The 21949-nt window shown below is 70.4% G+C and carries 17 protein-coding genes; 10 read left to right on the top strand and 7 right to left on the bottom strand.

What is annotated here, in order from left to right:
• Positions 1-105 precede the first annotated feature (105 nt).
• The 4 genes from NMI01S_RS26725 to NMI01S_RS26740 form a co-directional block, all read right to left on the bottom strand.
• Positions 106-1839 carry an NTP transferase domain-containing protein gene (locus tag NMI01S_RS26725; RefSeq protein WP_167669945.1) on the bottom strand — a complete coding sequence of 578 codons (1734 nt, stop codon included), beginning with the start codon at positions 1837-1839 and terminating at the stop codon, positions 106-108.
• A gap of 105 nt (positions 1840-1944) precedes the next feature.
• The gene (locus NMI01S_RS26730; protein WP_063001443.1) at positions 1945-2682 is read right to left on the bottom strand and encodes a VOC family protein; all 738 of its coding nucleotides are present in this window, start codon (positions 2680-2682) and stop codon (positions 1945-1947) included.
• 169 nt (positions 2683-2851) lie between these two features.
• The gene (locus NMI01S_RS26735) at positions 2852-3151 is read right to left on the bottom strand and encodes an MGMT family protein (protein ID WP_063001444.1); all 300 of its coding nucleotides are present in this window, start codon (positions 3149-3151) and stop codon (positions 2852-2854) included.
• Positions 3151-3903, bottom strand: a complete 753-nt coding sequence (locus NMI01S_RS26740; RefSeq protein WP_063001499.1) for an alpha/beta fold hydrolase — start codon at positions 3901-3903, stop codon at positions 3151-3153. The genes NMI01S_RS26735 and NMI01S_RS26740 overlap by 1 nt, the downstream gene beginning before the upstream one ends.
• Positions 3904-4254: 351 nt before the next feature.
• Here NMI01S_RS26740 and NMI01S_RS26745 point away from each other — a divergent pair, with 351 nt between their 5' ends.
• Both NMI01S_RS26745 and NMI01S_RS26750 read left to right on the top strand, forming a co-directional pair.
• Positions 4255-7671, top strand: coding sequence for an ATP-dependent helicase (locus tag NMI01S_RS26745; protein ID WP_063001445.1), 3417 nt, complete (start codon positions 4255-4257; stop codon positions 7669-7671).
• Complete coding sequence (locus NMI01S_RS26750; RefSeq protein WP_157126379.1) at positions 7668-11441, top strand: ATP-dependent helicase; 3774 nt, start codon at positions 7668-7670, stop codon at positions 11439-11441. The genes NMI01S_RS26745 and NMI01S_RS26750 overlap by 4 nt, the downstream gene beginning before the upstream one ends.
• A gap of 13 nt (positions 11442-11454) precedes the next feature.
• On the opposite strand, the gene NMI01S_RS26755 is transcribed toward NMI01S_RS26750, so the two are convergent.
• The gene (locus NMI01S_RS26755) at positions 11455-11847 is read right to left on the bottom strand and encodes a DoxX family protein (RefSeq protein ID WP_063001446.1); all 393 of its coding nucleotides are present in this window, start codon (positions 11845-11847) and stop codon (positions 11455-11457) included.
• 348 nt (positions 11848-12195) lie between these two features.
• Between NMI01S_RS26755 and NMI01S_RS26760 the strand changes: the two genes are divergently transcribed.
• Both NMI01S_RS26760 and nudC read left to right on the top strand, forming a co-directional pair.
• Entirely contained in the window at positions 12196-13257 is a 1062-nt protein-coding gene (locus tag NMI01S_RS26760) for a potassium channel family protein (protein ID WP_063001447.1), read from the top strand.
• A 77-nt stretch (positions 13258-13334) separates the two neighbouring features.
• Positions 13335-14261, top strand: coding sequence for an NAD(+) diphosphatase (gene nudC / locus NMI01S_RS26765; protein WP_063001448.1), 927 nt, complete (start codon positions 13335-13337; stop codon positions 14259-14261).
• Between the two features lie 22 nt (positions 14262-14283).
• Here the strand turns inward: nudC and NMI01S_RS26770 are convergent, their stop codons facing one another.
• A complete protein-coding gene (locus NMI01S_RS26770; RefSeq protein WP_269750196.1) occupies positions 14284-14535 on the bottom strand; it encodes a mycoredoxin in 252 nt (83 codons plus the stop codon).
• A gap of 103 nt (positions 14536-14638) precedes the next feature.
• Here NMI01S_RS26770 and NMI01S_RS26775 point away from each other — a divergent pair, with 103 nt between their 5' ends.
• From NMI01S_RS26775 to NMI01S_RS26795, 5 genes are all read left to right on the top strand, one after another.
• Positions 14639-15076 carry an SRPBCC family protein gene (locus NMI01S_RS26775; protein WP_063001449.1) on the top strand — a complete coding sequence of 146 codons (438 nt, stop codon included), beginning with the start codon at positions 14639-14641 and terminating at the stop codon, positions 15074-15076.
• A gap of 41 nt (positions 15077-15117) precedes the next feature.
• Positions 15118-15570 carry an EVE domain-containing protein gene (locus tag NMI01S_RS26780; RefSeq protein WP_063001450.1) on the top strand — a complete coding sequence of 151 codons (453 nt, stop codon included), beginning with the start codon at positions 15118-15120 and terminating at the stop codon, positions 15568-15570.
• Entirely contained in the window at positions 15567-16037 is a 471-nt protein-coding gene (locus tag NMI01S_RS26785) for a MarR family winged helix-turn-helix transcriptional regulator (RefSeq protein WP_245717041.1), read from the top strand. Before NMI01S_RS26780 ends, NMI01S_RS26785 begins: the two co-directional genes overlap by 4 nt.
• A 98-nt stretch (positions 16038-16135) precedes the next feature.
• Positions 16136-18289, top strand: coding sequence for an ATP-dependent DNA helicase UvrD2 (locus NMI01S_RS26790; protein ID WP_439956302.1), 2154 nt, complete (start codon positions 16136-16138; stop codon positions 18287-18289).
• 620 nt (positions 18290-18909) lie between these two features.
• A complete protein-coding gene (locus NMI01S_RS26795; protein ID WP_084513300.1) occupies positions 18910-19221 on the top strand; it encodes a WhiB family transcriptional regulator in 312 nt (103 codons plus the stop codon).
• A gap of 121 nt (positions 19222-19342) precedes the next feature.
• Here the strand turns inward: NMI01S_RS26795 and NMI01S_RS26800 are convergent, their stop codons facing one another.
• Positions 19343-20686, bottom strand: coding sequence for an ABC1 kinase family protein (locus tag NMI01S_RS26800; protein WP_063001502.1), 1344 nt, complete (start codon positions 20684-20686; stop codon positions 19343-19345).
• Between the two features lie 241 nt (positions 20687-20927).
• Between NMI01S_RS26800 and NMI01S_RS26805 the strand changes: the two genes are divergently transcribed.
• Entirely contained in the window at positions 20928-21944 is a 1017-nt protein-coding gene (locus NMI01S_RS26805) for a hypothetical protein (protein ID WP_063001451.1), read from the top strand.
• Positions 21945-21949: the final 5 nt, after the last annotated feature.

A 21949-nucleotide genomic window follows, 5' to 3' on the forward strand; every position in this document is an offset into this window, starting at 1 on the left:
CCCGCCACGGCGGGCTGCCACCAGGTTTCGGCGCACTGTGCGCGCAACCGGCGCCGGCTGGGCACAGGGGTCGGCGCCTTCGCGGTTCGCCCGGGCGTCGCGGCGTCAGCCCGGCAGGGGCAGATATTCGACCGGCGCACCATCGACGGCGCCGGCGGGGACGACGACCAGACCGTCGCGATCGAGCAGCCCGGCCAGATGCGCGGTCCGGATATGACCGTCGGCGACCCAGCCGCCCTCCTCGGCCACCCGCGCGGGCAGGATGCGCGGCACCGGGCCGGAAACGTCGCCGGCGTTCAGGAGGGGGCCGATCCGCACCCGCGCCGGTATGCGGCCGGTGAGACCGGAGACGATGGCCGGGGCCAGCGCCCACAGCGTCGCGACCGCCGCGTAGGGATTGCCCGGAAGTCCGAGAACCACAGGGCCGCTGGGCAATTCGGCGACCACCGTGGAACCACCCGGCCGCATCCGCAAGCGGTGCACCAGAATTCGCGCCCCGGCCCGATCCAGTGCACCGCGCAGCTGGTCGGCTGCGCCACCACCGGTCGCACCGACCACGACCAGCAGGTGGTCGTCGGTCGTATCGGAGAGCACATCGTCGAAGCCGTTGGGAGTGTCGCGCAGATGGACCCGGTCCGACGATTCGATTCCGTGCCAGGACAACAACTCCGGGAAGACGGGGCCGACCGAATCGCGGGTCTGGCCGCTGCGCAGCGGACCTTCGCTGCGAATTTCGTCGCCGGTCATGACGATTCGTGCCCGCACCGGACCGCGAACCTGCGCGGTGACCACCTCGGCGGCGGTCGCGACGGAGATCAGTGCCGCGTCGACGGGGGTGCCCTCGGCGGCGACGATATCGCCGCTGTGCCAATCCTCGCCGCGGTGGCGCACATCGTCGCGGACCGGCGCCTCCGGTAGCCGCCGCAGCAGCCCGTCGTCGAGCCGGACGAATTCGTCGCGCACCACGGTGTCGGTGCCCTCCGGAACGTGGGCGCCGGTGGCGATGCGGACCGCCTCACCGGCGAGCAGGCCCACCGGTCGCTCGCCACCCGCGAAGCCGACATCGTGGCGCAGGCGCCACGGTTCCTCGCCCGACACCGCGTAACCGTCCATCGCCGACACGTCGAAGCGCGGCAGCGGCGAGGCGGCGCGCAGCGGGGCCGCCAACGCCGCACCCCGCACCGCCGCCGGCCGGGCCTCGTGCACCGGCAGCCGGGTGATGCCGGTGCGCAGCAGGTCGCGTGCCTGCGCCAAGGACAACGCCGGGACGGCGGCCTGGGCCGCGCGCACCTGTTCCGGGGTGTCGCAATCGGTGATACCGGGCAGCGTCACCATCAGCGTGTCGACCGGGACCAGCGCCTTCATCGGCTGATTGGTCACCGAATCCAACTGCCGCAAGGCCGACAGCAGCGCCGTCCGCCGCCACACCCCGACCAGATATTGCGGACGGCCGGACTCGTCGGTCGCGAACACCGCATCGGCATCGGAAGTCGTTGCGTGCCCGATCAATTCGCCGATCACGGCGGCGGTGAGAAAGGGCAGGTCGGCGGCCAGGACCACGACCAGATCGGCCGGGAAATCACATTCCTCGAGGGCGCGGACCGCGCAGGCGACGGCCGCGACCGGCCCGGCTCCGGCCGGCACCTCCTGCACCTGCCGGATCTCGGGCGCCAGTTCGGGCCGATGCGGGCCGACCACCACCGTGCGCACACAATCGGCGACCGCGTCCAGTGCCACGGTGAGCATCGCGCGACCGCCGACGGCGATCGCGGGTTTGTCCACCCCGCCCATCCGGGTCGCCCGCCCACCGGCCAGCACGATCGCGTCGACAGTGGTCACAGCGGCTCACCCGGGAGGTTGGTCATGGACCGATGGTAAACCGCCCACATCGGACGGCGGACGGCACGCGGACGGGCGCGGGCTCGTCGTCTGCTCGCGACCGCGTCAATCGCAGGGCGCACGCAACAACCGGATGCGGTTCGTCTCCGGATCGGTCAGCATCGCCTGAGCCGGTGGATGCACCGCGGCGCCCTGGCAGGCGACGGCACCGGCCGCGGTGAGCCGGGCGACCTCCTCCGCGGGATCGCCGGTGGAGTAGGTGACGACATCGAGGTGGACGCGATCGCATTCGCGGGCCGCGACCTGGGTGCGCAGGAATTCCAGCCACGGACCCTGACCGGTGGCCGAGCGGATGCCGGACATCCGCGATTCGTCGTGGGTCAGCGGCCAGCCCGCGGCGGTCTCCCAGAACCGGGCCAGCCGGGTGGGATGCGGAGTGTCGACGACGATCGCGGCGACCGCGCCGGTATCCACATACTCCTCGCGCGGTTCGAGGACACAGAATTCGTTGCCCTCGGGATCGGCGAGCACCGTCCAGGGCACCGCGCCCTGGCCGATATCGATCGGCCGCGCGCCCAGCGCCAGCGCCCGATCCACCTGCACGCGTTGATGATCCAGCGAACGACCGACCACATCGAGATGGATGCGGTTCTTCCCGGATTTGGGTCCGGCCGTCGGCACGAACATCAACGACACATCGGCGGCATCCGGATCGGAAGCAGCCACCTCGACCGCGTGCGGACGGTCCACGGTGATCTGCCAGTCGAGCAACTCCGCCCAGAACCGCGCCACGTTTCGTGGCCGGATCGCATCGAACACCACGCACGCCAGACGGGTGGTCATGCCTCCACGGTAACCGCCGAACGGGAGTAATGGGCGAATTCGGATATCGACGGGCCGATGCCGAGGTCGACAACCGGATCCGGCGGTGCCGTCAGGGTCGAATTGCCGGCTCGGCCGTCAGGGTCGAATCGCCGGCTCGGCCGTCAGGGTCGAATCGCCGGCTCGGCCGTCAGTGGTCGAATCGGTGGCGGGCGGCGGCCAGGTCGACGCGGTCGCCGCGGATCGGGCAGCCCTCCTCGGCCAGCCGGCGCAACTGGCGCTGAACCAGATGGCTCGCCGGGGTGCCGTCGGCGCGCAGCACCCGATGCCAGGGCAGATCGGCGGAGTCGGTGCGCATGATCCAGCCGACGGTTCGCGGCGTCGACAGTCCGGCCGCCGCCGCGATATCGCCGTAGGTGGCGACCCGGCCGGGCGGGATGGCCGCGACCAGTTCCCGCACCCGCTCGATCTCGGCGTCCGTGGTGGGCATCAGAGCACCGACCGGACGACGGCCGCGGTCTCGGCGGGACGCGCCTGGGCGACCATGTGATCGCAGTCGAATTCGTGCAGCGTGAAAGTCGGCAGCGTGGCGAACGCCTCGACGGTCGCGGGGGTGACGAACGGGGATTTACCGGCGCGGACCAGCACGGTCGGAATGTGCGGCGGCGGCAGGACCAGCTCGCGCGCCAGCTGACTCCAGTAGGACGTGACGGCCGGCAGGCTCATCCGCCACGTCACCCGGCCCTCGGCAGTGCCGACCAGGTGTTCGGCGAGTTCGGCATCGAGGAGTCCGGGGTCCACATCGGCCCAGGCCGTCTCGAGCTTGTCGTGGCGCGCCTCGGCGATGTCGGCGTAATCCGGCCGGGCCAGACCCGCCTCGGCGATGTCGTGGAGCAGCACCGGATCGAGGCCGATCGCCGGATCCAGCAGCACCAGCGCGCGGACCAGATCGGGACGGTGGCGGGACAGATGGACGGCGACCGCCGCTCCGAACGAATGCGCCACTACGACCGCCGGTTCGGTGAGCAGCGGAACCAGATCGTCGACGATCTGCTCGAAGGTCCACGGCGGCAGCGAACTCGCCCGCCCGTGGCCGCGCAGGTCGGGAGCGACGACGCGTACCTCGGGCAACTGCCCGCCGGCCAGCGCGCTCCACCGCCGCCCATGTCCGGTCAGGCCGTGCAGGGCGAGGACGAGCGGGCCGTCGGCGGGGCCGAATCGATGAATATGGGCGTCGGACACCCGATCATTGTGCCGTCGGCGCAGCGGCGGTGCGACCGGCGCGTTCCGTTCGCGAGAATCGGGCACGAGGATTGCCGGGCGCTGGCCGTGCCGGTGAACCGCCGGGGAACGACTGCGGCGGTGGGATTTTCGGCCCGATATTCGCGGCCGCCCCGACACAACGCGGTGCGGCATGACGTACGAGCTCTCTACCAGGCATTATCGACCGCAGGCGGAGATCGGCGCGAATTCGTGAATATCGCCCGGACAGGCGTGGCGCCGATCACAACACGGACACATCGGATGCACGGGGTGCGTTTGCTGTCACGGAATTCGATCCTGTCGGGGGTGTCTGTTGAAATAGCGCGTGTGATGCGATCGGATAGCTCGGTGCGACTGGTGCGCCGCAGTGAGACCGCACCCCGGCCACGCGAATGGGGTGCCGATGTCCGAACGCTGTTCGCGGGTGGGTCGGGCGCGGACCCGGGCTGGCGGCCCTGGCAGGTGCTGGGCGGCCCCGGCACCGGGAAGACCGCGCTGCTCACCGATCTCGCCGCCGATCGCATCGTCGCGGGCGCCGATCCGGAATCGGTGCTGGTACTCACCCATTCCAAACAGGCCGCGCTGCGGGTCCGCAACGCTCTCACCCGGCAGTTGACCGCGCTCGCACCCGAACTCGGCGGGGTGCCGGGCGCCGGGCGCGAGCCGATGGTGCGCACAGTGCACTCCTACGCCTTCGCGATCCTGCGCACGCACGCGGCCGCCCGCGGCAATCCGCCGCCGCGACTGCTGACCGGCGCTGAGCAGGACGTGGTCCTGCGCGAGATGTTGCGTGGCGAACTCGCCGACATGTCGTCCGGCGCCGAGGTGCTGTGGCCACCGCGCCTGCACGCCGCACTCGGCACCAACGGTTTCGCCGAGCAGCTGCGCGACCTGATGTTGCGCGCCACCGAGCGCGATCTGGGGCCCGAGGATCTGATCGAACTGGGGCGCCTGCACGAACGCGAGGAGTGGGAGGCGGCCGGATCGTTCGCGCAGCGCTACGAACAGTCGATGCTGTTGCGCTGGTCGGTCGGCGTCCAGGCCCCCGAGGCCAGCGCCCCCGCCCTCGACGCCGCCGAACTGGTCGGCGCCGCACTGGACGTGCTGCTCGAGGACGAGGAACTGCTCTCCGCCGAGCGCGAACGCATCCGCACCCTCCTGGTCGACGACGCCCAGCATGTGGATCCGCTTGCCGCGCAACTGATTCGCGCGATCGGGTCCGGTCCGGCGACGACCGTCGTGGCCGGCGACCCGGATCAGGCGGTCTTCAGTTTCCGGGGCGCGGACACCCGTTTCGTCACCGAACCCGACGCCCCGCCCGAACGCCGGATCGTCCTGCACGACGATCATCGCTGCGCGCCGGCGGTTCACGACGCGGTCGCCCGGATCGCCGCCCGCATGCCGGGCCGAACCGGGCACCGCTTCGACGTGCGGACCGGCGGACCCCATCTCCTCGGCGATCCCGCCGTCGACGGGCAGGCGCTGGTGCGGGTTCTCACCACCCCGGCCAAGGAGGCGGCGCTGATCGCCGACCACCTGCGGCGGGCGCATCTCACCGCGGACGTGCCGTGGTCGCGGATGGCGGTCGTCGTGCGCTCGGTGCCGCTGTCACTGGGCCCGCTGCGCCGCGCGCTCACCGCCGCGGGAGTGCCGGTGCTGCAACCGAAACCGGACACGCCGCTGGCCCGGCGGCGCGGCGCGGCGTGGATGCTGCAGTCGCTGCGCGCCCTGCTCGTGGTCGAACGCGGGCGCCCGGAGATGTTCTCGGCGGACGATGCGCTCGATCTGCTGCTGGGGCCGCTGGGCGGAGCCGATCAGATCAGCCTGCGACGACTGCGCCGTGGTGTTCGCCGCGCGCTGATCGAGCGCGGGTATCCCCGGACGGAGTCGATCGCGGCGGGCGACGGCGACACGGAGCTGGGCGTCGAGGAGTCGCCGGAGGCCCTCGCCCCCTACTCCGAACTCGACCGGTCCTCGGCGGTCGTGCTGCGCGATCTCATGACCGGCGTCGGTGATCGCACCCTGCTCGATCGGCTCACCGAGGTCGAGTCGGCGCCGCTGGTGCGGGTCCTGCGGGCGGTCGACCGGGCGCGGCGGGCGCTGCGGCGCGGGGCCGGGGTCGAGGATGCGTTGTGGGCGTTGTGGACCGCGTCGCGGCTGGAGAAGCGCTGGGTGGCGCAGTCCGAGCGCGGCGGCGCCGGGGCCGTGCAGGCCGATCGTGACCTGGATGCCGCGGTCGGCCTGTTCGATGCCGCTGCCGCCTACGTCGACCGGCTGCCCGGCGCATCCGTCGAGGGGTTCGTCGAATATCTGGAACAGCAGGAGATCAACCAGGATTCGGCTCCGCTGACCGAACCCGGTGACGCGGTGGCGATCGTGAGCGCGCACGCCGCGGCCGGCCGGGAATGGGACGTGGTGGCCGTCGCCGGAGTGCAGGAGGGGATCTGGCCCAACCTGCGTCCGCGCGGGACCCTGCTCGGCATCGAGGAACTGGTCGACCTCATCGGGGGCGTGGCCGATCCGGGTGAGCAGGTCAGCCGGGCCGCGCCGATCCTCGCCGAGGAGCGCCGGCTGCTGTTGCTGGCGTGCAGCCGGGCCCGCCACAGCCTGCTGGTGACCGCGGTCGAATCCGTCACCGGCGACCGCGATCTGGTGCCGTCCCGATTCCTGGCCGAACTCGATCCGGAGGCGGAACCGGGGGAACCGGGACGTATTCCGCCGCCGGTCGATCCGGGGCGCGCGCTGGTCGCGCAGGCCCTGATCGCCGAATTGCGCGGCGTGGTCTGCGACGACGGCGCCGACCCCGCCCGCCGGGACCGGGCCGCCGCCCAATTGGCCCGTCTGGCCGCGGCCGGTGTGCGCGGCGCCCATCCGGACGAGTGGTACGGCATCGCGGACCCGAGTTCGGAACTGGCGCTGTGGGACGACGGTGACGGGCCGGTCGCGTTGTCCCCGTCCACGGTCGAGCTGTTGCAGACCTGTCCGCTGCGCTGGGCGCTGGAACGGCACGGCGGCAGCGACGGGGACAATCCGCATGCCGTCAAGGGCAATCTCGTGCATACGCTGGTCCAGGCGCTGGCCGGGCGAGTGACCGAGGAACAGGTGAAGGCGGCGCTGGTCAAGGCATGGAAGGCCGTCGACCCGAGTTCCGGGGAGGACGGCCCGCACAGCTGGCACTCCCGGCTGGAATTGCGCCGCACCGAATCCATGGTCGACACCTTCCTCGCCTGGTTGCGCAATACCCGGGCGGAGCTGGCCGAGGTCGGTGTCGAGGTGCCGGTGGACTGTGTGCTGCCGGCCCGAGATCCGGACGAGGTGCCGGTGCGGATCCGCGGCCGCGTCGACCGGGTCGAGCGTGACGCGCTGGGGCGCTTCGTCATCGTCGACGTCAAGACCGGCAAGACCCCGATCTCCAAACAGGCCGCTCAGGATCACGCCCAGCTGGCGACCTACCAGGTGGCCGCCGGGGCGGGCGGGTTCTCCGCGGAGGTGGACGGCGACCGCGTCGAACCGGGCGGCGCCCGGCTCGTCTACGTGGCCAAACCGAGCCGCGACGGGGCCACCGAGCGGTTGCAGACCGCGCTCGATTCCGACGGTATCGCCCAGTGGCGCAAGGCGATTCACGACGCCGCGGCCGCCACCCGCGGGCCCGGGTTCCTGGCCATGCGCAACGACGGTTGCCGGCACTGCCAGGTCGCCGGCAGTTGCCCCGTGCAGGACACGGGCCGCCAGGTGACGGATCGATGACGATCACGCCGGAGCAGTTGGCGCAGGCACTGGGTCTGCCGCCACCTACCGAGGAACAGTCCGCCGTCATCGCCGCACCCCTCGGCCCGACCCTCGTGGTGGCCGGTGCGGGTGCGGGCAAGACCGAGACGATGGCCGCGCGGGTGGTCTGGATGGTCGCCAATCGGCTGGTGGCACCGGACGCGGTGCTGGGGCTGACGTTCACCCGAAAAGCCGCGCAGCAGTTGACGACTCGCATTCGCACCCGCCTGGCGCGGCTGGCCGGATCGCCGCTGCTGCGCGAGATCGACAGCACCGGGCGCCTGCGCGCGACCCTGGTCGGATCCGAGCCGGAGATCAGCACCTACCACTCCTACGCCGGGCGGCTGCTGTCCGAACACGGCCTGCTGCTGCCCGTGGAGCCCTCGGCCACGCTGCTCACCGAAACCCAGCTGTGGCAGCTCGCGCATCGCGTGGTCACCGGCTGGGACGGTGATCTCGATACCGAGCGCACCCCGGTATCGGTCACCGAGGCGGTGCTCGCGCTGTCCGGTCAGCTCGCCGAACATCTGGTGGAACCCGAGCAGTTGGCGGTGGCGCATCGGGAGCTGGAACGGCTGGTGGAGACGCTGCCTCCCGGTCCGCGCCAGCGCGGTGGCCCGAATCAGGAGCTGCGCGGGATCGTCAAAGCCCAGCAGGATCGGGTGGCGCTGCTGCCGCTGGTCGCGCGGCTCGGCGATGAGTTACGGCGCAGGGGCGCATTGGATTTCGGCTCGCAGATGTCGCTGGCCGCGCGGCTGGCCGCCACGCACGCCGAGGTCGGTGCGGCGGAATGCGAGCGGTTTCGCCTGGTGCTGCTCGACGAATATCAGGACACCGGTCACGCCCAGCGTATTCTGCTCGCCGCATTGTTCGGTGACCGCGGCGCGGTCGGTATCGCCGCCGAGGAGACCGATGTCGGCACCCGCCCGGCGGTGACCGCGGTCGGCGATCCGATGCAGTCCATCTACGGCTGGCGCGGTGCGTCGGCGGCCAACCTGCCCCGCTTCACCACCGATTTCCCGGCCGCGCCGAATGTCGCCGCGCCGGTGCTGCCGCTGCTGACGAGCTGGCGCAATCCGCCGGAGGCACTGGATCTGGCGAATCTGGTCGCCGAACCACTGCGCGGCGCCGAGGGCGGGGTCACGGTCGACGCGCTGCGCCCCCGGCCGCAGGCGACGGCTGGAACCGTCGCGCTGGCTCTCACCGAAACCGTTGCCGACGAACGGAAATGGGTTGCCGAGCGGATCGCGGCGGAATGGGAGCAGAGTGCCGACGCCGGACGGCCACCCCCGACCTCAGCGGTCCTGGTGCGCCGCAACGCCGACGCCGCGCCGCTGGCCGAGGCGTTGCGCGCCCGGGGGTTGCCGGTGGAGATCGTCGGTTTGGGCGGTCTGCTCGCCACCCCGGAGGTGGCCGATATCGTGGCCACCCTGCGTTTGATCGCCGATCCGGCGGCCGGCAGTGCCGCGATGCGCATCCTCACCGGCGCGCGCTGGCGGTTGGGCGTGAGTGATCTGAAGGCGCTGGCGGCCCGGGCACGTGAGCTGTCGATCGTCGGGACGCCGGGTCGCGCGGAACCCATCACCGACGCCGCCGGGCTGTCGGATGCGCTGCGGGCCGTGGCGCCCGAACCCGCCGAACAGGCCGGCATCGCGGATGCGATCGCCGACCCCGGTCCGGCGCAACGATATTCGGAGCTCGGATACGCGCGCATCGTCGCACTGGGGCGGGAGCTGGCGGCCCTGCGCGAACGCAGCGGGCAGTCGCTGCCGGAACTGGTCGCCGATGTGGAACGCACGATCGGGGTCGGTGTGGAAACCCAGACCCGCCGCGCGGCCGCCGGCGCCGGTGCGGGCCGCGAACATCTGGACGCCTTCGCCGACGTGGTCGCGGGATATGCCGGTGACCACCGTGCCACCCTGTCCGGTCTGCTGAGCTTCCTCGCCGCCGCCGAAGAAGTCGAGAACGGTTTGGAGCCGGGCGAAGTCGAGGTGGCGCACGATCGGGTCCAGGTGCTCACCGTGCACGCGGCGAAGGGGCTGGAATGGGAGGTCGTGGCCGTACCGCACGTATCGCGGAGCCTGTTTCCCTCCGGGAACGCCGCCGCGACCTGGCTCGGCGCACTCGCCGAACTCCCCACCTCGCTGCGTGGCGACCGGCAACGCGACAACGACGGCGGCACACCGGATTCCGCGCCCGCGCGCGACGGGGTCCCGGTCCTCGACCTCACCGAACTGTACGACCGCACGGATCTGGAACGGGCGATCAAACAGCACAAGGAGGCGCTGGCCCGCCGCCGCCTCGACGAGGAACGCCGCCTGTTCTACGTCGCGCTCACCAGAACCGAACGCGCACTGTTCGTTTCGGCCCACCACTGGGCCGAGACCGGTTCCACGCCGAAGGGGCCCTCGGATTTCCTGCTCGAACTGAAACGGTGGACCGAACATCCGGAGTCTCCCGGACACGGCACCGTGCGCGTCGACCTGTGGGCCGACCCACCACCGTCGGACGCGCCCAATCCCTTCACCGACAATCCCGCTGTGGCCGACTGGCCCCGCGACCCGCTCGGCGTGCGGCGGCGTGCGGTCGAAGCGGGCGCGGCCCTGGTCCGTACCGCACTCGCCCACCTTCCGCCCGAACCTCGTGAGAGTCGCACACAGCCGACGAACGGCCGAACCGCTCCTGCCCGGGCCGAGATCCCGCCGGTGCCCTCCCGCCGGGCCCACGACGCCACGAGCGAACCCGAATCCCCGCGCCAGCTGGATTTGTTCGCCGATCTGACGAACGATCCGGCGACCTCCGGCACGAACGATCCGGCGACCTCCGGCACGAACGATCCGGCGACCTCCGGCACGGACGGAACGGCCTCCGGCAACGGATCGGGGAACGGCGCGGCACCCGACCACGATCCGGATCCCGAAGGCTGGGCCGACGATGTGGACGCCCTGCTCACCGAGCACTTCGCGACGGTCGAGGGCATCCACGAAGTGGAGTTGCCCGCGCAGCTGCCCGCCACCGCGCTGGTGGATATGCGGGCCGATCCGGCCAAGCTCGCGGCCCGGCTGCGGCGGCCGCTGCCGTACCCGCCGAGTCCACTGGCCCGGCGCGGCACCGCATTTCACGCCTGGTTGCAGCGCTGGTTCGGCGCGGTCGGCTTGCTCGATTTCGACGAACTGCCCGGCGCCGCCGACAGCGATGCGGGCGACGCCGACCTGATCCGGTTGCAGGAGGCGTTCCTGGCCTCGCCCTGGGCCGACCGCAACCCCATCGACGTCGAAGTGGGATTCGAGACCAGCATCGGCGGCACCCTCATTCGCGGCCGCATGGACGCGGTGTTCAGCGAACCCGGCGGCCGCTGGCTGGTCGTGGACTGGAAGACCGGCGCGGAACCGTCACGCGCGGAAGAACGCTCGGTCGCGATGCAGCTGGCCGTCTACCGGGTCGCCTGGGCCCGCATGATGGCCGCGCAGACCGGGGAAGCCGAAGAGCTCGTGCTCGACAAGGTCGGCGCCGCCTTCCATTACGTCCGCAGCGGCCGGACGGTCGCGCCCGCCGAACTGCCGGGTCCGGCCGAGCTGGCCGATCTCATCGCCGACGTCGCGCCCGCCTGGGCGCCGCCCGCCGACCCGCGGGCACGGTCCGGCCCGGAACTCGCCGACGACCTTCCGCCCGACGAGGAGTACGGCGAAGAGCTGCCGCCCGACCCGGTGTCCGAAGCCGATTTCGACCCGGACTACCCGCCCAGGTGAAAGTCGTTGCCGCTCAGGCGGCTTCGCGGCTGATGCGCAGGGCCTGAGTGATCATCGGCGCCTGGAACGGCAACCGCAGCACCGACACCCACTTGATCGCCTTGGCGGCCTTCGGATTTCGCACCGAATCGGCGGCGAACTGGATGTTGGCCGGGAAGACCGCCAGGAACAACAGCGCCGCCAGCCGGCCGCCGAGCCGCCGGGTGCGCGGAGCCGCCAAGGCGGCCGCCACACCGATTTCGGCCACACCCGAGGCGTAGGTGTAGGTCCGGGCCCGACCCGGGAGAGCGGGCGGCACGATCGAATCGAAGGGCTTGGGCGCCACGAAATGCAGGGCCCCCATGCCGAACAGCGCGGTACTCATCAGCACCGCTCGCCGCTGCGAGGTCCGACCGGCGTCACTCATGCTGTGTCCTTTCTTCGCCCCGCCGCCGCGTCTCTCCGCCGCGAGTGGGTCGCTCCGTGGTGACGCTACGCTGCCGCCTGCGCTCCTGCCCACTCACGCTGTGTTGTTCGGGCGTGAGTGGGGTCGCTTCGTGGTGACGCTGCGCTGCCGCCTCCGCTCCTGTCCACTCACGCTGTGTTGTTCGGGCGTGAGTGGGGTCGCTTCGTGGTGACGCTGCGCTGCCGCCTCCGCTCCTGCCCACTCACGCCGGGCGGTTCCCACTCGCGTGCCCAGTCCGTGGAGTCGGCATCCGGCCGGTACGCTGCCGATCTGTGGCACAGGTGAGCAACGACATGTCCGGGGGATGCCGTGTTCGGTGACAGCTCACGAGGTCTGGGCCGTTTGACGGAACGCCCCGATTACGCGCTGGTCGGCATTCTGCGTATTCCGGAGATCCGGACCAGTCCCTGGGTCTCGCTGACCCGCCGGGTCGCATTCGCGGTACTGCTGCTGGTGGCGGCGACATTGGTGGTCTATTTCGGCCGCGCGGGATATCACGACAACCGCGGCGAGGAGCTGACCTTGCTCGACGCCGCCTACTACTCGACGGTCTCGCTGTCGACCACCGGCTACGGCGACATCGCCCCGATCACGGAGCAGGCGCGGCTGGTCAACACGATCGTCATCACCCCGCTGCGCGTGCTGTTCCTGATCGTCTTGGTCGGTACCACCCTGCAGGTGCTCACCGAGCGGTCACGACAGGCGTTCAAAATTCAGCGATGGAGGCAGAAGGTGCGTAATCACACCGTGGTCGTCGGTTACGGCACGAAGGGCCGGACCGCGGTCGACGCGATGCTCGGCGACGGGGTGCAACCGGCCGAGATCGTGGTGGTCGACACCGACGCGACCGTGCTGGAGGCCGCGGCCAACGCCGGGCTGGTGACGGTGCACGGCTCGGCGACGCAATCGGATGTGCTGCGGCTGGCCGGAGCGCAGCACGCGTCCTCGCTGGTCATCGCCGCGAACCGTGACGACACCGCGGTGCTGGTCACGCTCACCGCGCGGGAACTCAACGCCAAGGCCAAGATCGTCGCCTCGATCCGGGAGGCCGAGAACACCCATCTGTTGCGGCAATCCGGTGCCGATTCGGTCGTGGTCTCCTCGGAGACGGCGGGCCGGCTGCTCGGTATCGCGACCACCACCCCCAGCGTCGTCGACATGATCGAGGACCTGCTCACCCCCGAGGCCGGTTTCGCGATCGCCGAGCGGGACGTGGAATCCGACGAGGTCGGCGGCTCGCCGCGGCATCTGCGCGACATCGTGCTCGGCGTGGTCCGGGAGGGCACGCTGATCCGTGTCGACGAGCCCGAGGTCGATGCCTTGGAGACCGGCGACAAACTGCTCTACATCCGCCGCGTGCACAACAAATAGCCCGGACGGCGGTGCCCGGCGGGGTCGCGCAGGCTGCCTCCTCCGGGCCCGCGCGACCACCGCGATACTCTCGAAGCGTGTCGGTATTCGAACTGAATGGTCTTCCCCTGCTGTCGCGTTCCGCCCTCGATCGGGCCGAGACGTTGCGCTCGGACGAACAGGCGCTCAAGCAAGGGTGGGCCGAGGCCAAGCTGGTGCGGATGAACCGGCGGGGGCAGGTGCGGATCGACGGCGATCAGCTCGTCCTGGAAGCGGCGCTGGACTACGCGGCCGAGCCGGCGCCGGAGGCGGTGCTGCTGGGTGTGGTCGACGGCGCGCACATCTGGGCGATTCGCGACAACGAACTCGACGGTCAGCTGATGGACCTGCGGGTGGTGGGCAGCGCGCTGCACCTCGACGATGTGATCCTCGGCATCCTGTCCACCGCGCTGGCGCTGCTGAACTGGCACGACCGCGCCGGCTACAGCGCGGTCGACGGCAGTCCGACCACGGTGTCGAATGCCGGCTGGTCGCGCGTCAACGCTTCCGGGCACGAGGAATTCCCGCGCATCGACCCGGCCATCATCTGCCTGGTGCACGACGGCGGCGACCGGGTCCTGCTGGGCCGTCAGCAGAACTGGCCGGAGAAGATGTTCTCGCTGCTGGCCGGTTTCGTGGAGGCGGGGGAGTCGCTGGAACGCTGTGTCGAGCGCGAGGTCCGCGAGGAGGTCGGCGTCGCGGTGCGCGATATCCGCTATCTCGGCAGTCAGCCGTGGCCGCTGCCGCGATCGCTCATGCTGGGGTTCGCCGCGGTCGCCGATCCCGACGCGCCGCTGGTCTTCTCCGACGGCGAGATCGCCGAGGCCCACTGGTTCACCCGCGACGAGGTGCGCACGGCGCTGGCCGCGGGTGCGTGGGGTTCGGTCACCGGCGACACCGGAAACGCCGAGCAGCAGCGGCTGCTGCTGCCGGGCTCCATCTCCATCGCCCGCACCATCGTCGAATCCTGGGCTGCGGCAGGCTGATTCGCCCGCGACCCGCTGCCGGTCAGCCGATCGCGGCGAGCGCGGTCTTCACCTGGGCGAGGCTCGGGTTGGTGGCAGTGGATCCGTCGGAGTACTTGACGGTCGGCACCACGTGGTTGCCGCCGTTCACGCTGCCGACGAATTCGGCCGCTTCGGGGTCCTGTTCGATGTCGACGACGGTGTAGGTGATCCCCGCCTCGTCGAGTTGCTTCTTGAGGCGGCGGCAGTAGCCGCACCAGGTCGTCGAGTACATGGTCAGGTCAGTAGCAGTCACGCCTGATTGAACATCGAATGGGTTTTCCGTGTTCCCACGGGCCGGCTGTGACCTCTGCCGGCGGGGGCTTGTCAAACAGATAGTAAGCGCGCATACTAAATGCATGACACAGATCGCCGCAGCTCACGCCGTATCCACCGCCGCGCCCGCCGACTTCTTCGCGGTCTGGGCCGATATGGCCGCCTGGCCGGAATGGAACGCCGACACCGAGTGGGTCCGGCTGGACGGCCCCTTCGTCGAGGGCGCCACGGGCACCTTGAAGCCGAAAGGGGGACCCGAGGTGGCGTTCGTGGTCGAGAAGCTGACCGACGAGGAGTTCGTCGACGTCTCGCGGCTGTTCGGCGCTCGGCTGACCTTCGCCCATCGCGTGGTGCGGACGGCCGCGGGCGCGGAGGTGACGGTGACCATCTCGATGACCGGCCCGCTGCGCCGGCTGTGGTCGGCGCTGATGGGCGGCGGACTGGCCGATTCCGTCCATCGCGACCTCGCGGCGCTGGTCGAGACGGCCGAGGCGCGCCGCGCTGTTCCGGTCGCCCGCTGAATCAGTTCCGGGCACCCACTGAATCGTTCGAGGAGGACGTCATGAACAAGTACTGGCTGGCCGTCGTCTCCCGCGATCACGTGCGTCGCGGGATGGCGCTCGGCATCGCGCAGGCCAATCACGGCAAGCGTGCCGCGGTCGAACGGATGCGGCCGGGCGACGGGCTCGTCTACTACTCGCCCCGAACCGGTATGCGCGAGGGGGAACCGGTCAAGTCGTTCACCGCGATCGGCACGGTCGACGACCGGCCCGTGTGGCAGGCGGAGGATCCGGGCGGCTGCTTCCGGCCGTGGCGACGCGCGGTGACCTATCGCCCGGACGCGCGTGATGTCGCGATCGATACCGTGCGCAGTGATCTCGATCTCACCAGCGTCCCCAACTGGGGCATCGTGCTGCGGCGCGGTGTGGTGGAACTGAGCGCGCACGATTTCGCGGTCATCTCGCAGGCCATGCTGGGCGAGGACGCGGATGAGCGTTCGGGTGCGGCCGGGTGAGCGACGAAACCCACACGCTGCGAACGGAATTCGGTAGTGCCGACGAGAGTCCGGGCCTGTTGTTGTGGCAGGTGACCAACCGGTGGCAGGCGGCGGTGCGCGCGGCGCTGGCCCCGTTCGATCTCACCCACGTGCAATTCGTTCTCCTGGCAGCGCTGACGTGGTTCGGCGGATCGGATGCCGACACCCCGATCACGCAGCGCGATCTGGCCGCCCATGCGGCCACCGACCCGATGATGACCTCGCAGGTGCTGCGCGCCCTCGAACAGAAGGGCCTGATCGAGCGGCGCGATCATCCGCACGACCGGCGCGCCAAATCCCTGGCCCCCACGAAAGCCGGTGTGGCACTGGTGAATCGCGCGATCGTCGCGGTGGAGGACTGCGACCGGTCCTTCTTCGGGCCGTTGCAGGCCCGGACCGCCGACTTCGCCGCATCGCTGCGGACACTGCGCGACGCGCGGAGTTGAGCGACGGTCGCGCCGGGCCGAGGGCAACGCGCTGCGCACCCTGGCGCCGGGCAACCGAGGGCGTCGTCGCGGCGGCGCGGATGTCGGTGGTGCCTGTCATGATGGAGCGCGTGCCTGCCCCGACCTCATCGACCAGCCTGCGGCTCGACGGGCTCGATCCCGAGCAGGCTGCCGCGGTGCGGGCGCCGCGCGGGCCGGTGTGTGTGATCGCGGGCGCGGGCACCGGCAAGACCCGGACCATCACCCATCGGATCGCGCATCTGGTCTCGGCCGGGCATGTGCGACCCGACCAGGTGCTGGCGGTGACCTTCACCGCCCGGGCGGCCGGTGAGCTGCGGGCCCGGTTGCGCGCGCTCGGCCTGGGTGGGGACGCGCAGACGGTCCAGGCGCGCACCTTCCACGCCGCGGCGCTGCGACAGCTGAAGTACTTCTGGCCACAGATCGTCGGCGATGTGCCGTGGAAGCTCATCGACTCCAAATTCGCGGTGGTCGCCCAGGCCGCCCAGCGCGTGGGGCTGCCGACCGCGACGGAGAACGTGCGTGATCTGGCGGGCGAGATCGAATGGGCGAAGGCCTCGCTCATCGCGCCGGAGGACTACGCCGGCGCCGCCCAGCGCCACCACCGCGACATTCCGTATCAGGCGGACAAGATCGCCGCTGTCTACACCGGCTACGAGACGTTGAAGAACACCCCGGACGGTCTGCTGCTCGATTTCGACGACCTGCTGCTGCACACCGCCGCCGCGCTCGAGGACTACCCGGCCGTGGCCGAGGAGTTCCGCGGCCGCTACCGATGCTTCGTCGTCGACGAATACCAGGACGTGACCCCGCTGCAGCAGCGCGTCCTCGACGCGTGGCTCGGCGATCGCGACGACCTGACCGTGGTCGGCGACGCCAACCAGACGATCTACTCGTTCACCGGCGCCAGCCCGGCCTATCTGCTCGATTTCTCCCGCCGGTTCCCCGACGCCACCGTCGTGCGGCTGGAACGCGACTACCGTTCGACGCCGCAGGTGGTGTCGTTGGCCAATCGCGTGATCGGCGCCGCGCGCGGCCGGATCGCGGGGACCCGGCTGCAGTTGGTCGGGCAGCGCGCCGACGGGCCGGAACCGTCCTTCGCCGAGTACGACGACGAGGTCGCCGAGGCCACCGCCGTCGCCAAGGGCATCGCCGGCCTGCTCGGGCGGGGTGTTCCGGCCGCCGAGATCGCCGTGCTGTATCGCATCAACGCTCAGTCCGAGGTGTACGAGCAGGCGCTGACCGAGGCGGGCATTCCCTATCAGGTCCGCGGCGGCGAGGGGTTCTTCCAGCGGGCCGAGGTCCGGCAGGCGGTGCAGGCGCTGCGCCAGGCCGGAGCCCGCGACGACCTGCCCGAGGCCCGCGGTCGCGAGGTCGTGACGCTCGTGCGCGCGGTCCTCGCCCGGCTGGGACTCACCGCCGAGGAGCCGGCCGGTGCGCAGGCTCGCGAGCGCTGGTCGTCGCTGGTGGCCCTGGTACAGCTCACCGAGGAACTCGCCGCCCACGATCCCGTCCTCGAATTCGCCGGGCTGCTGCGGGAATTGGCCGTGCGCGCCGAGTCCCGCCACCCACCGACGGTGCAGGGCGTCACCCTCGCCTCGCTGCACGCGGCCAAGGGGCTGGAATGGGATGCGGTCTTCCTGGTCGGCCTGACCGACGGCACCCTGCCCATCGCCCATGTGCTCGGCGAGGGCGGCGCGGTGACCGACGAGGCCGCGCTGGAGGAGGAGCGGCGGCTGCTGTACGTGGGCGTGACCCGCGCGCGCGAACATCTGCGGCTGTCCTGGGCGCTGTCGCGCGCCGACGGCCGGCGGCGCAACCGGCGGCGCAGCCGATTCCTCACCGGGCTGGTGCCGGAGGATTCCCCGGCGTCGATGGTCGCTCAGCAGGCGGGGACGCGGGGTGGTCGTGGCCGCCGGCTGCCGGTCTGCCGGGTGTGCGGGCGTTCGCTGCTCAATTCCACCGACACGCTGCTCGGGCGGTGTTCGGGCTGTCCGGCCGAGGTGGACACCGAACTGCTCGGCGCGCTGCAGGAATGGCGGCGGCAGCGGGCCGAGGAATTGCAGATCAAACCGTTCGCGGTGGTGAGCGTCAAAACGCTGACCGCGATCGCGGAACAGGTGCCGATGGACGAGGACGCGTTGGCCGCGATTCCCGGCATCGGTCAGCAGAAGTCGCAGCAGTTCGGTCCCGAGCTGCTCGCGATCGTGCGATCACGGGTGCGCAACCGGTGATTCGGCGGGCGTGCCGCGAATGACAAAACCGCAGGTGAAAAATAGGTTGTGCGGTTGTGTATCGCACCCGTAGGGTGGTGATCACGCGCTGGGAGGGCATTCCGGCGCGCACAGTGATCAGTCGGATAACGAGTAGGAGGGAGGTAGACAAAATGAACAACATCGTGACTCTCGCTTCGAGAAGCGTTGTGGCACCGGTGGTTTCTGTCGTGTCCGCCTCCCGGGGGGTCCTCGCCTTGCAGGGGACCGGTCTGTCTGTCGCAAGCATTATCGGTGCTCGACCGCAAGCGCCCGCATATGCAATTGCCGCAGACAAGTCCGAGTGGGGTTGGCATCAGGCACACATCGGTTTCCACACCGACGCTGCCGACGCCTTCGCAGTGGAAGCCGATCGTATGACGGCGAATCTGCAGGCAGTCCGCCTCCGCAACGCACACCCAGCGACCGTGATCAGTAGCCGACATCGAAGTCGGTTCAGGTAGCACCAGCTACCGCAGCCTCCTGGCCACGGATCGCCCGAAGCGAAACCGTGGCCACAGTTCTTTTTCGGCCTCCAGCCACCGGCACCGGTTTCGCGGAAGACAACGAAACGACCGCTGCACGAGCTGAAGGAGCAAGACGTGTCCACCGCGACCGTTACTCGCGTGACATGCCGATCGACCCAGGCCTCGAGGCCGGCCCGCACCCGCGGTGTCGCGCTCGCCCTGCCCTGCCGAGTCGGTGACCCGGACCTGTGGTTCGCCGAAAGCCCCACCCAGCTGGAAGAGGCCAAGGCACTGTGCGCTTCCTGCCCGATCCGCAAGGGCTGCCTCGCTGCCGCCCTGGATCGCGGTGAGCCCTGGGGCGTCTGGGGTGGCGAGATCTTCGAACAGGGCGTCGTGATCGCCCGCAAGCGGCCGCGCGGCCGCCCGCGGAAGGTCGCACTGGCGTGATCGGCGCCGGTTCGGGCCGAGTGCGGATCCGCCTCGGCCACTTCTGGGAACACGAACAAGCCCCGCATCCGACATCGGATGCGGGGCTTGTCCCATATTCGGCGCCCGGCGGGGCGAAGGATCAACTGGCGCTGCGGTATTCGACGTAGCCGGGCACCCAGTCGTGCATCAGCTTCATGAAGGGCACCTCGGCGTCGAGCTGTGCGCAGATGCCGATCGAACCCATCAGCACCCGGAACACCATGATGTGTTCGGCCGGAAGTTGCAGCGACATACCGGTTTTCATCTCCGGGCGGCTCACATCGGTGGCCTTGCCCGCCACGCGCTGCATCCACTTGCGGGTGAAGTGGAACGAATCCTCGCGGATGGGATCGGTGAACGGGCGCAGATAGTCGGCGATCTCCGCATGCGTGACGGTGCGGCCGGGGATCACCCAGCCGTTGGTGTACATCAGATCGGTCAGCTCCTCGAACCGATCCTCGACCGCCATCGCCACCATCTGGCCGAGTACCGGCGGGAACCCGTCGGGCAGCGGCGCGCACGCGCCGAAATCCAGCACCGCCAACCGGCCGTCGTCGAGCATCATGAAATTGCCGGGATGGGGGTCGGCATGCAGCAGGCCCGCCAGGGCGGGGGAGGAGAAGTGGAATTCACCCATCAGGGTGGCCACGCGGTTGCGCAGTTCGACCGTGCCCGCCGGATCCTGTTCGCCGCGCTTGATGATTCCGGAGACCGCGGTGCCGTCGAGCCATTCGGTGACGATCACCTTCGGCGCCCCGGCCACCACCTTCGGCACCAGGAACCGCGGGTGGCCGTCGAAGGCCTTGGCGAAACGACGCTGGTTGGCGGCCTCGGTGCGGTAGTCGAGCTCTTCCTCGGTGCGTTCGGTGATCTCGGCGAGAATGGGTTTGACGTCGGCGCCCGGGATGACGGCGCCGATCATGCCGGCCATCCGATTGAGTGTCTTGAGGTCCGCGCGCAGCGCCTCGTCGGCGCCGGGGTACTGAACCTTCACCGCCACCGTGCGGCCGTCGGACCACTCGGCCTTGTGCACCTGCCCGATACTGGCCGAGGCGGTGGGGGCGTCGTCGAAGGAGCGGAAGCGCTTGCGCCACCCCGTGCCCAGCTGTTGATCCAGCACGCGGTGTACCGCCGCGGCCGGCAGCGGCGGGGCCGCGGCCTGCAGTTTGGTCAGCGCCTCGCGATAGTGCTCGCCGAACTCCTCGGGTACGGCGGCCTCCAGCACCGACAGCGCCTGCCCGAATTTCATTGCGCCGCCCTTGAGCTCGCCGAGAACGGTGAAGATCTGCTCGGCGGCCTTCTGATTCAACTCGGCATTGATCTCGCCCTTGTCGCCGCCGGCGAGTTTGCGACCGAACCCCACAGCGGCCCGTCCCGCGATACCGAGTGGAATCTTCGCCAACTTGGCGTTGCGGGATGAGCTACGGCGCACAATCTCAGACACACCCCCATCATGGCTGACCCACCGTGCCGCGTGCCATGTGAATTGCGTGAACTCGACCCCCGGACCGAGACGTGTCATCGGTCACAGTGGGGCCGGTCCGGGCGATGGTCGGTGCGCACGAGCGCATGAGAAACGGCGCATCCGTGGTGGTCGGCGGGCTGCGGCCGCAAGTTTTTGTGGTTTCGACTAAAAGTTGGCCCGAGGTCTGGTGTGGCATGTTTTAGTCGATTAGACTAAAACTATGACGACAACGCGAGAGGCCGCGGCGGCCATTCGGGGGGTGCGACGTCCGGAAGATCTGTTCGGCGCGGCGACAACGGATTCCGCCGTTCGCCGCAGCGCGCATCGGACGTATCTGCGGTTGGCCGCCGCGCTGCATCCGGACCGGGTGCCCGCCGCCGAGGCCGAGCGGGCCACCGCGGCATTCGTCCACCTCGGCGAGCTGTACCGAAGCTGGCTCGCGGCCGGGCAGGCCTTCGAGGTGGGTGGCGTGCGGGGGCGGTATCGCCTCGGCGCGATGCATGCCCGCGGTTCCGTCGCGGACGTGTACCGCACCGAGTCGGCCACAGTGGCGAAAATCGCACGGCGCCCTGCCGCGAATTCGCTGCTGGCGAACGAGCGAAACGCCTTGACCGACATCGCCGCGCTCACGGGGGAGCACGCGTGGCTGGCACCGTACTTTCCGCGCCTGATCGACACCGTCGACCACTCCGATACCGCCTCGGGGGAGGTTCGCGCGATCAACGTGCTCGACGCGTTGACCGACGGGTTCGTGACGTTGGCTCAGGTTCACGCCGCCTTTCCACGAGGGCTCGACCCGCGCGACTACGCCTGGATGCACCGGCGGCTGCTGCGCTGCCTGGCCGGCGCCGCGACCGCGCACTGGGTGCACACCGCGGTCTCCGCGGAGAACGTGCTCGTTCATCCCCGGCTGCACGGGGTGGTGCTGGTCGGCTGGTCGTTCGCCACTCGCCCCGGGCGAGTGCCCGCGGCCACGCCGGCCTCGATCGACTATCCACCCGAAATCGGCACCGGGGTTTGCCCGCGTACCGATGTGTATCTGGCCCACCGGCTGCTGCTCACCATGCTCGGCGCCCGCGCGCCCGCGCCGATGCGCGCCTTCGCCGAGGGATGTCTGCAATCGGCACCGAGGCTGCGGCCCGACGCCCGCACCCTGCTCGACGAATTCGACGACCTGCTCGACCGGCTGTACGGCGCCCGCCGCTTCCGGCCGTTCGAACTACCGAAAGAACAGTGATCACC

It is taken from the genome of Nocardia mikamii NBRC 108933 (genome assembly GCF_001613505.1).
Lineage (GTDB): Bacteria > Actinomycetota > Actinomycetes > Mycobacteriales > Mycobacteriaceae > Nocardia > Nocardia mikamii.

What these genes read in the sequence shown, in the direction of transcription:
- NMI01S_RS26780 (WP_063001450.1), top strand. Translation starts at nt 15,118, where the DNA reads ATGAACAAGTACTGGCTGGCCGTCGTCTCCCGCGATCACGTGCGTCGC.
- NMI01S_RS26730 (WP_063001443.1), bottom strand. Translation starts at nt 2,682, where the DNA reads ATGACCACCCGTCTGGCGTGCGTGGTGTTCGATGCGATCCGGCCACGA.
- NMI01S_RS26805 (WP_063001451.1), top strand. Translation starts at nt 20,928, where the DNA reads ATGACGACAACGCGAGAGGCCGCGGCGGCCATTCGGGGGGTGCGACGT.
- NMI01S_RS26750 (WP_157126379.1), top strand. Translation starts at nt 7,668, where the DNA reads ATGACGATCACGCCGGAGCAGTTGGCGCAGGCACTGGGTCTGCCGCCA.
- NMI01S_RS26735 (WP_063001444.1), bottom strand. Translation starts at nt 3,151, where the DNA reads ATGCCCACCACGGACGCCGAGATCGAGCGGGTGCGGGAACTGGTCGCG.
- NMI01S_RS26775 (WP_063001449.1), top strand. Translation starts at nt 14,639, where the DNA reads ATGACACAGATCGCCGCAGCTCACGCCGTATCCACCGCCGCGCCCGCC.
- NMI01S_RS26790 (WP_439956302.1), top strand. Translation starts at nt 16,136, where the DNA reads ATGATGGAGCGCGTGCCTGCCCCGACCTCATCGACCAGCCTGCGGCTC.
- NMI01S_RS26745 (WP_063001445.1), top strand. Translation starts at nt 4,255, where the DNA reads ATGCGATCGGATAGCTCGGTGCGACTGGTGCGCCGCAGTGAGACCGCA.
- NMI01S_RS26755 (WP_063001446.1), bottom strand. Translation starts at nt 11,847, where the DNA reads ATGAGTGACGCCGGTCGGACCTCGCAGCGGCGAGCGGTGCTGATGAGT.